At 69.0% G+C, this 10,018-nt stretch carries 6 protein-coding genes and 1 pseudogene; 6 read left to right on the top strand and 1 reads right to left on the bottom strand.

Annotated elements, in window-relative coordinates:
- Together D7X96_RS40080 and D7X96_RS27735 are read left to right on the top strand one after the other, a co-directional pair.
- A pseudogene (locus D7X96_RS40080) lies at nucleotides 1-437 on the top strand (glycosyl transferase family 1); the annotation flags it as partial.
- Between the two features lie 99 nt (nucleotides 438-536).
- Nucleotides 537-5,132: a response regulator gene (locus D7X96_RS27735; RefSeq protein ID WP_121771129.1), complete on the top strand. Its 4,596-nt coding sequence runs from the start codon at nucleotides 537-539 to the stop codon at nucleotides 5,130-5,132.
- Nucleotides 5,133-5,218: 86 nt separating this feature from the next.
- On the opposite strand, the gene D7X96_RS27730 is transcribed toward D7X96_RS27735, so the two are convergent.
- Nucleotides 5,219-5,446: a hypothetical protein gene (locus D7X96_RS27730; protein WP_014397861.1), complete on the bottom strand. Its 228-nt coding sequence runs from the start codon at nucleotides 5,444-5,446 to the stop codon at nucleotides 5,219-5,221.
- A 190-nt stretch (nucleotides 5,447-5,636) separates the two neighbouring features.
- Between D7X96_RS27730 and D7X96_RS27725 the strand changes: the two genes are divergently transcribed.
- The 4 genes from D7X96_RS27725 (at nucleotide 5,637) to D7X96_RS27710 (ending at nucleotide 10,000) form a co-directional block, all read left to right on the top strand.
- Nucleotides 5,637-6,578: an AAA family ATPase gene (locus tag D7X96_RS27725; protein ID WP_120550649.1), complete on the top strand. Its 942-nt coding sequence runs from the start codon at nucleotides 5,637-5,639 to the stop codon at nucleotides 6,576-6,578.
- A gap of 113 nt (nucleotides 6,579-6,691) precedes the next feature.
- A complete protein-coding gene (locus D7X96_RS27720; protein WP_120550627.1) occupies nucleotides 6,692-7,642 on the top strand; it encodes a branched-chain amino acid transaminase in 951 nt (316 codons plus the stop codon).
- 59 nt (nucleotides 7,643-7,701) lie between these two features.
- Nucleotides 7,702-9,039 (top strand): DUF8689 domain-containing protein, encoded by a 1,338-nt coding sequence (locus tag D7X96_RS27715; protein WP_120550628.1) that lies wholly within the window; start codon nucleotides 7,702-7,704, stop codon nucleotides 9,037-9,039.
- Between the two features lie 121 nt (nucleotides 9,040-9,160).
- On the top strand, nucleotides 9,161-10,000 hold the full coding sequence (locus tag D7X96_RS27710) for a Fic family protein (protein WP_120550629.1): 840 nt from the start codon (nucleotides 9,161-9,163) through the stop codon (nucleotides 9,998-10,000).
- The last annotated feature ends 18 nt before the right edge of the window (nucleotides 10,001-10,018 follow it).

Genomic DNA, 10,018 nt, shown 5'->3' with positions numbered 1-10,018 from the left:
GCCAGGGCCCGCCCAAGCTGAGCCCCACGCCGCCCGTGCTGAAGCCCTCCACGGCCGCGTCCCCGGACGACGAACCGGAGGAGATCGCCGCCGACGAGGCCCTGGCCCTGGACGACGACGCCGGGCACACGCCGGCCACCGCCAGCGCGGCGCTGGACGAGGCGGAGGAGATCGGCAGCGACGAGGTCCACGACGCGGACTCGCTCGCGGTGGAGGCCGCGGACGCCGAGGACGAGGGGCCCGCGCCCCAGCCGCCCGGATCCGCCCTCAACCCGTGGTTCGCGCAGCTCGCGCACGGGTACTGTCCCCCCGAGGGCGCCCGCTTCGCCCGGCCCACCCCGCCCACCAACTTCCCCGGGCGGGATCCGGACACCGGCGCGTCCCCCGGGTCGGTCCCCCCTGTCGGACAGGGAGCGGTTCGCGGCAAGAACTCGTGAGGCAGCCGACCGAGCACCGCTCGGAAACTTCCCAAGCCTTGCGCCCGCCCGATAGGATGTGGCGGTTTTCACTGCACTTTTTGCTGGGTGAAGGGCTTCATGGAGCGTCGCGTCCTCATCGTCGAAAGCCAGAACGACTTCGCACTCAGCATGGCCTCCGTGCTCAAGAGCGCGGGCTACAACACGGCCATGGCCACCACTGCGTCAGACGCGCAGCGGGAGTTGGAGAAGCGCCGACCCGACCTGGTGGTCGTGCGCGCGGAGCTGCCGGACCAGTCCGGCTTCGCCCTCTGTGGGCAGATCAAGAAGGGCAAGTGGGGCCAGAACCTCAAGGTCCTCCTGCTCTCCTCGGACTCCGGTGTGGAGGGTCTGAACAAACACCGTGAGACGCCGGCCGCCGCGGACGGCTACCTCGTCATCCCGTTCGAGATGGGCGAGCTGGCCTCCATGAGCGCGGGCATCGTCCCGCCCGGCACCGACGACTCGGACGCGGACCTGGACGCCGCGCTCTCCGGCGCGCCGCGTGAAGCCCCGCCGCCCATGCCCGGCGTGCGCACGGGCGCCCCGCCCAAGCTGCCCAAGCGCGAGCGCCGCAGCGCGATGACGGACGAGGACAAGTCCTTCATGGACCGGGCCTTCTCCTCCATCGCGGACCGCAAGGCGGAGCTGCTGGCGGAGTCTCGCCAACTGAAGCGTCCGCCCCCGCGCCGCGAGCTGATGGGCACGCCCGAGGGCAAGATCCAGATCCTCCGGGATGAGCTGAAGACGCGCGAAGCCCAGCTCGCGCGCCTGTCGGAGATCTGGAGCGTCCGCGAGCGCGAGCTGCTCTCCGTCGAGGACCGCCTCCACGAGAAGGACGTGGAGCTGCAGGGCCTGAAGATGCAGGTGGACGACCTGCTGCGCCGCTTCAACGACGCGCAGCAGTCCATCGTGCAGAAGGAGCGCGAGCACGGCGCCACCGTCGACGACCTGCTCCTCCAGAAGTTCTCCTCGGAGAAGGACCTCATCGAGGTCGTCGCCTCCAAGGAGAAGGACATCAACGTCCTGCGCAAGGAGGTCAACCTCCGCGACGAGGAGCTGGCCCGGCGCGGCGCGGACCTGGAGAACTGGCGCAACGAGTACGACAAGCTGGAGAAGCACCTCGGCGTCGTCACGCTGGAGTTCGAGGTCAAGGAGCAGAAGCTCCAGGACACCGTCCGCGCCAACGAGGCGGACATCCTCCAGCTGCGCGAGCGCGGCGACCAGTTCGAGTCCGAGCTGTCCCGCACCGTCAGCGAGCGCGACAACCGCTACGCCGAGCTGGACGGGGAGATCCAGGCCCTCACGGAGCGGCTGACCCAGACCGAGCAGGAGCGCGACGCCACCGTGCGCGGCCTGGAGGCCCGGGCCACCACGGCGGAGGAGCACGCCAGCCGCTCGGACGCGGAGATTGAGCGCCTCAACGCCGAGCGCGCCGCGCTGGAGCAGCGCCTCACGCAGCAGGTGGCGGACCTGGAGTCCGACATCTCGCGCGTCACCGGCGAGCGCGACCAGCTGCGGCTGGACAAGGACGCCCTGGAGGCGGACCTCACGCAGCGCGTGGAGGAGCGGGACACGAAGATCTCCGCGCTCGACCGCGAGCTGCAGGAGACCATCGCCCGCAACGAGAACAGCGAGGCGGAGCTCAACGCCACCATCCAGCAGCACCGCGAGCGCATCGGTGAGCTGGAAGGCGAAGTCGAGGCCGTCAAGACGCACCTGGAGGACCGCGAGAACGAGCTGACCGCGGAGCTCCAGGCGCTGCAGCAGGCCAAGGACGCGCTGGAGCAGGACCTCACCAGCCAGCTGGAAGACCTGCGCGCGGCCAAGGACGCCCTGGAGGCGGACCTCAACGGCCAGATTCAGGCGCTCACGGAGCAGCTGGACGCGTCCCAGCGCCAGGGCGAGCAGCTCTCCGCGCGCGTGGCCTCGCTCGAGGACACCGTCGCCCAGCGCGACGGCACCATCGAGGGCCTGCAGACCGACGTCTCCGACCGCGACGCCCGCATCGCCGAGCTGACCGGCAACCTGGAGGCCACGAGCCAGCAGCTCTCCGAGACGCAGAACACGCTCTCCAGCACCGAGGCCACCCTCGCGGAGACGCGCGGCGAGCTGGAGGCGACGAGCCAGCAGCTGTCCCAGACGCAGGGCACGCTCTCCAACACGGAGGCCACCCTCTCCGAGACGCGCGGCGAGCTGGAGGCCACCAGCCAGCAGCTCTCCGAGACGCAGACGCGCCTGGCCCAGACGGAGGAGACGCTCTCCACCACGCGCGGCGAGCTGGAGGCCACCAGCCAGACGCTGGCCACCACCGAGGCCACGCTCCAGCAGACGCAGGACACGCTGGCGCGCACGGAAGGGACGCTCTCCGAGACGCAGAACACCCTCTCCAGCACCGAAGGCACGCTGGCGGAGACGCGCGGCGAGCTGGAGGCCACCAGCCAGACCCTGGCGGACACGCAGTCCAAGCTCACGCAGACGGAGGAGACCCTCTCCACCACGCGCGGTGAGCTGGAGGCCACCAGCCAGACCCTCTCCGAGACGCAGGAGACGCTGACCCGCACCGAGGGCACGCTGGCGGAGACGCGCGGCGAGCTGGAGGCCACCAGCCAGACGCTGACGGAGACGCAGGCCAGGCTCGCGCAGACGGAAGGGACGCTCGCGTCCACCCAGGGCGAGCTGGAGGCCACCAGCCAGACGCTGGCCACCACCGAGGCGACGCTCGCGCAGACGCAGGACACGCTGGCGCGCACGGAAGCCACGCTCGCGGACACGCAGAACACGCTGTCCAGCACCGAGGGCACGCTGTCGGAGACGCGCGGCGAGCTGGAGGCCACCAGCCAGACGCTGACGCAGACCCAGGAGACCCTGGAGGCGACGCGCGCCGACCTGGCGAAGGTCACCTCGCACCGCGACGAGCTGGACGCGGAGCTCAACGAGACGCGCGACATCCTCGCGGAGACCAACGGCCTGCTGGCCCGCACCACCGAGGAGCGCGACGCGCGCATCGCGGAGCTGGCGGCGCTCAACACGGCGAAGGACGCGCTGGAGCAGGACCTCACCGGCCAGATTGGCCAGCTGCGCGCGGAGCTGTCGGAGACGCAGGGGCTCTACGACGCGGAGCGCACCGCCCACGCGGCGCTCGCGGAGGAGACCACCGCCCGCATCAACGCCCTCACCGGCGAGCGCGACAACCTGTTCGCTGAGCTGAACGCCACGTCGCAGCAGCTGGCGGACACGCAGGGCCAGCTGGCCGGCACCCAGGACGCGCTGGCTCGCGAGGAGCAGGCCCACGCGCAGTCCCGCCAGGCCGCCGCCAGCATGCAGGCGGAGCTCACGCGCCAGCTCACCGAGGCCCAGGCCAACGGCGAGGACCTGGCCGAACAGCTCATCGTCACCAAGCACGAGCTGGGCACCCGCGTGTCGGAAGTCACGCAGCTGTCCTCCACGCTCGCGCAGACGGAGGACGCGCGGCACAACCTGGAGGACCGCCTCCAGACGCTCACCCACGAGTCGCAGCGCCGTGAGGAGCTCCTCCAGAACGAGGTGGACACCAAGGGCAAGGAGCTGTCGGACACGCTCCGCAAGCTCACGCACGTGACGCAGGAGAAGATGCGTCAGGCGGAGGTGCTCAACCGCGAGGTCTCCACCCGCACGGAGCAGGTCAAGCAGCTGGAAAGCCAGCTGGAGGCCCGGGCCGCGGAAGCGAAGAAGCAGGCGGACGCGCTCAACCAGCAGATCGCCAACGTCTCCGGCGAGCTGGATGGGGCGCGCAAGGCCATCGCGGACCGCGACGCGCAGCTGCAGCAAGGCGCCCAGCAGCAGAAGAAGCTCACCAGCGAGCGCGACGGCCTGGCCGGACAGCTCCAGCAGGCCCAGGCTCAAGCCCAGCAGCAGGCCCAGCAGGCGCAGGCCGCCGCCGCCGAGGCGAAGAAGCAGTCGGACGACCTGGCCGCGAAGCTCGCGAAGGCGGAGCAGCGCATCGCGCAGCTGTCCCAGGAGGCCCAGAAGTTCGCCGCCGACACGGAGGCGAAGCTCAAGGAGGCCCAGACGCAGCTGCAGGCCCGCACCAAGAAGGCGCAGGACCTGGAGCTGGCGCTGGAGAACGCCCAGAGCACCCGCGCCCGCGCGGAGAAGGACCTCAACGCCCGCGTCGCCGCGGCGGAGACCAAGGCCAACGAGGCGGCCGCGAAGCTCGCCACGGCGCAGAAGGAGCGCAAGGACCTGGAGGCCCGTCAGGCCAAGGAGCTGGAGGACCTCAACGCCAAGCAGAAGGCGGAGCTGGAGCGCCGCGAGGCCATCAAGGCCCAGGAGGTCGCCCGCCTCCAGACGTCCGTCCAGGAGAAGAGCAAGGCGCTCAAGGTCGCCGAGCTGGAGCTGGCCCGCTACAAGACGAAGGCCCCGGCCGCCGCCCCCGCAGCGAAGGCCGGCGCCAAGGCCACCGAGGACGAGCACCTGGCCGCCACCGTCCAGGCGAACCCGGTCATCCCGGCCGCCGCCAAGCCCCCGGCCAAGGCCGCCGCCCCCGCCGGCAAGGCCGCCTCGAAGAAGGCCGCCCCGACGCCCGTCCCCGTGGACGAGGAGGCCCCGGAGCGCACCATGGTCATGCAGCTGCCCACCGCCCCCGAAGGCGGCGAGGACGACTGGACGGCGCTCGTGGACGAGCTCGACAAGTAGCCAGCCCGTTCTGCTGAAACGACAAGGGCCCGCGCACTCCTGGGAGTGCCGGGCCCTTCGTCCATCTCAGGGGTGTCCCGCGCCGGCTACAGCGCCGTGGCCGCCCTGGCCTCACGGATGAGGTCCCGGAAGTGCAGCGCGCCCACCACGTCCCGCACCACTGACACCGGACGGCCCTCTTCCCGGGCCTGCGCCTGCGCCACCCGCCACCGTTCCAGCAACGTCCGCGTCGCGATGTACGCCAGCACGAGGGGGAAGCCCCCCGGCATCACCACCACCAGCACCGCCATCGCCAGCTTCAGCCACGCCCACATGACCCGCGACCTCGTCGTCCTGAGATTCGCCCGCATAGATGCACGGTGCATGCCCGCGGTGCGAAAATAATTACGCACTCTGATTCCGCAGGGTTACAGCTCCCAAGGCCCTCAAGAGTGCGGACGGCGCCCCCACAACCCTGGCATTTTTGCCGCAGTCGGCGGGAAGCCGTCGGTTAAGTTGACGCGCGTGAGCCCCCCTCAACTGACTCCGGAGATTCGCTCGTTCACCAGCGTGGAGGACGCGGCGCGTCGCCTGGAGGCGGTGGGCTACCTGTCGTCCCCCGAAATCGCCACGGCGGTGTTCCTGGCGGACCGCATGGGCAAGCCCATCCTGGTGGAGGGCCCCGCCGGCGTGGGCAAGACGGAGCTGGCCAAGGCCCTGGCCCAGGCGCTGGACCGGACCTTCATCCGGCTCCAGTGCTACGAGGGGCTGGACGAGGCCAAGGCCCTCTACGAGTGGGAGTACGCCAAGCAGCTGCTCTACACCCAGCTGCTCAAGGACAAGATTGGGGAGCTGACCCAGGGCACGTCCACGCTGTCGGAGGCCGCGGACCGGCTGGCGTCCGGCGACGCGGTGTTCTTCTCCGAGCGCTTCCTGCTGCCCCGCCCCATCCTCCAGGCCCAGCTGTCGGACACGCCGGCCCTGCTGCTGGTGGACGAAATCGACAAGGCGGATCCGGAGTTCGAGGCCTTCCTCCTGGAGGTCCTCTCTGACAACGCTGTCACGGTGCCGGAGCTGGGCACCATCCGCGCGAAGCACATCCCGCGCGTCATCCTCACCAGCAACAACGCCCGCGAGCTGTCGGACGCGCTCAAGCGCCGCTGTCTGCACCTGCACATCGACTTCCCGGACCGCGAGCGCGAGCTGCGAATCGTCCGCGCGCGCCTGCCGGAGGTCCCCCAGGTGCTGGCCGAGCAGGTGGTGGAGGCCGTGGCCGCCATCCGCGCGCTGGATTTGAAGAAGGCCCCGTCCATCAGCGAGACGCTGGACTGGGCGCAGAGCCTGGCGCTGCTCAACGCGGAAGCGCTCAGCGCGGACGTCGTCGCCTCCACGCTCAACCTCGTCCTCAAATACGAGGGCGACATCGAGAAGGCCCGCGCCAACCTGCCGACCATCGCGCAGGCCTGACGCACGGCGCCGCAGAACAGAGCGTGAATCGTTGGCGTTTCACGCTTTGCGTCCCCAGTCTCGCTGGGTACAAGTCCCAGGCCGTCCCACCCTAGCCCGAGAGGAATCTCCCGATGAGCTCGACCTCATCCACCGTGCTGCGCGCCGAACACATCTGGCTCGATGGGAAGGTGATGAAATGGGACGAGGGCAACGTGCACGTGATGACGCACGCCCTCCACTATGGCCTGGGCGTCTTCGAGGGCATCCGCGCCTACAAGACCCACGATGGCCGGCTCGCCGTCTTCCGGCTGCGTGAGCACATCCGCCGCCTGCTCGACTCCGCGCACATCATCATGCTGAAGATGCCCTACACCGAGGATGAACTGGTGGAGGCCACGCTGGAGCTCTTGCGCAAGCAGAAGGCGCAGTTCGCCAATGGCGCCTACCTGCGCCCGGTGGCCTTCATGGGCGACGGCGCCATGGGCCTGGGCGCGGTGAACCCCACCCGCGTGGGCATCACCGCCTGGGACTGGGGCGCGTACCTGGGTGACAAGGGCATCAAGGAGGGCATCCGCGCCAAGGTCAGCTCGTTCACGCGCAATCACGTGAACGTGAACATGGTGCGCGGCAAGATTACCGGCCAGTACGTGAACTCCATCCTCGCCAAGCGCGAGGCGGTGCTCGCCGGCTACGACGAGGCCATCCTCCTGGACATCAGCGGCTTCGTCGCGGAGGCCTCCGGCGAGAACATCTTCATGGTGAACAAGAAGGGCATCATCAAGACCCCGCCCCTCTCCTCCCCCGTGCTGGACGGCATCACCCGCGACACGGTGCTCAAGCTGCTGAAGGACGCCGGCCACACCACCATCGAGGAAGTCACCGTCACCCGTGACGCCCTCTACATCGCCAACGAGGTCTTCTTCACCGGCACCGCCGCGGAGATCACCCCCGTGCGCGAGGTGGACAACCGCCAGATTGGCGACGGCAAGCCCGGCCCCATCAGCCGGTTCGTCCAGGACATGTACTTCCGCGTCGTGCGGGGCCAGGAAGCCCGCTATGCGGACTGGCTGACCTACGTTTGAGGACAGTCGGCGGACGTGAAGTCCCGGCGGACGGGGGAATCGGGTAGAACCCGTACCCGATGCCTCCCGCCGGCTACGCGTACGAAGACAATCCGTTCAAGCTGGAGAACCCGTCCGTCCTCGACATCGCTCCCTCGGAGCCGAAGTCGCTGGAGGACACGGGCCTGAAACTGGGGCTGCTGGCGGACCTGGGCCTCAAGTTCCTCTATTACGCCGGCACCGGCACGGGCATGGCCATCGCGGAGAGCATGTGCCTGCCCTGGTCCGGCGTCGTCGAGCACGTGGTGGACTTCCTCGCCGCGGAGAAGCTCGTGGACCTGCGCGGCGGCAAGGGCTTTGGCCGCGCGTCCGTGGAGTTCGCCCTCACGGAGAAGGGCCGCGAGTACGCGCGTGACGCCCTCACCCGCTCCACCTACGTGGGCCCCGCCCCGGTCCCCATCGAGCAGTACAACGCCCTCATCTCCAGCCAGACGGAGGAGACGCCCGTCGTGGGCCAGGAGGACCTGGTCGCCGCGCTGGGGCACCTCACCGTCTCCGCGGAGCTGATGGACAAGCTGGGCCCGGCCGTGAACTCCGGCCGCTCGCTCTTCCTCTACGGCCCGCCGGGCAACGGCAAGACGAGCCTGGCGGAGGCGATTTCCCACATGTTCGGCGGCGAGGTCTTCGTCCCGCACTGCCTGGAAATCGACAACCAGATCATCAAGGTCTTCGACCGCATCATCCACACCCCCGTGTCGCTGGAGATAGGCCGCGACGCCAACGGCCGCCGGCAGACCTTCGAGATGGACAAGCGCTGGTCGCTCTGCCGGCGCCCCGCGGTCGTGGTGGGCGGCGAGCTGACGCTGGAGACGTTGGACCTCATCTACTCGGAGAGCACCCGCTTCTACGAGGCGCCGTTCCAGGTGAAGGCCAACGGCGGCATGCTCCTCATCGACGACTTCGGCCGCCAGAAGGTCCACCCCACGGACCTGCTCAACCGCTGGATCGTCCCCCTGGAGAAGCGGGTGGACTTCCTCACCCTGCACACGGGCAAGAAGTTCGAGATCCCCTTCGATCAGCTGCTCGTCTTCTCCACCAACCTGGACCCCAAGGAGCTGGTGGACGAGGCCTTCCTCAGGCGCATCAAGTACAAGATCGAAGTGGGGAACCCCGACGAGGAGTCCTACCGGGAGATCTTCCGCCGGGTGTGCGAGGCGGCCGGCATCCCCTACGTGGACCAGGCCATCACCTACCTGGTGGAGCACTACTACAAGCCGCGCAGCATGGAGATGCGCTCCTGCCACCCGCGCGACCTCGTTTCGCTCATCCGGGACGCCGCCCGATACCGGCAAATCCCGCCAGCCCTTTCAAAAGACCTGCTGGATCAGGCCTGTGAGGTGTTTCTGGTGAATCTCTAGTCGGGTTTTATTTGTTCCAACCGCGCGGAATTTCTAGAATCCGCATGCCGTTGTACCTCCCGGCGCAGTCTTCCGGGAACCAGCGCCCGGGGCGGGCCGGGGCGACAAGGAGCCGCAGTCCGTGAAGGAACGCTACCAGGACATCGACGAGAAGAACGAGCAGCTGCGCGAGTACCTTGAGATCTACAAGGGCAAGCCGCCGGCGCGTGAGTACCTGGACCGCTTCGAGATGTCGTGGATCTACCACGACGCTGCGCTCGAAGGCGTCGTGTACACGCACCAGGAGCTGATGGCCGCGCTCTTCCCGGAGCGCACCGCGGCGGAAGCCTCCATGATCCCGGTGGTGCTGGAGATCCGCAACCACAAGGCGGTGGCGGACTTCATCCGCGAGGAGGCGGCGGGCGCGAAGAAGCAGTCGCAGCTCACGCTCACCACCATCAAGCGGATGCACGACCTCTTCCTGGGCAACACGCCGGAGGCACTGGCGGAGCGTGCGCGGATGGAGCGCCGTGAGCGCACGGAGAAGGAGCTGGCCAAGGAGCGTGACCGCGCGGGACTGCGCAAGGACATGCCCCTGCACCGCACCTACTTCCACGACATCACCCAGCCCGCGAAGATCCAGGCCCGGCTGGAGAAGCTCGTGGACCACACCGCCAGCGCGGAGTTCCGCGAGTTCCACCCCATCAAGCAGGCGGCGGTGGTGCAGCACGAGTTCCTGCAGATCTTCCCCTTCACCGAGCACAGCGGGAAGGTGGGGCGCATGTGCAGCAACCTCATCCTGCTGCGCAACGGCTACATGCCGGCGGTCATCCACTCCATCGACCGTCAGCGCTACTACGAGTCCTTCCGCGCGCCCGTGGCCACGTTCCGCACGTTGCTGATGGACGCGATGGAGAACTCGCTCGACAACGGCGTGAAGTACTTCCGCGACCTCGGCCGCAAGTACAAGACCGTCGAGTAGCGGCGAAGAGAGAGCCGA

It is taken from the genome of Corallococcus interemptor (assembly GCF_003668875.1).
In the GTDB taxonomy this organism is placed as follows: Bacteria; Myxococcota; Myxococcia; order Myxococcales; family Myxococcaceae; genus Corallococcus; species Corallococcus interemptor.
Note: the sequence above shows the minus strand (reverse complement) of the source record. Positions and strands in the feature narration are given on the sequence as shown.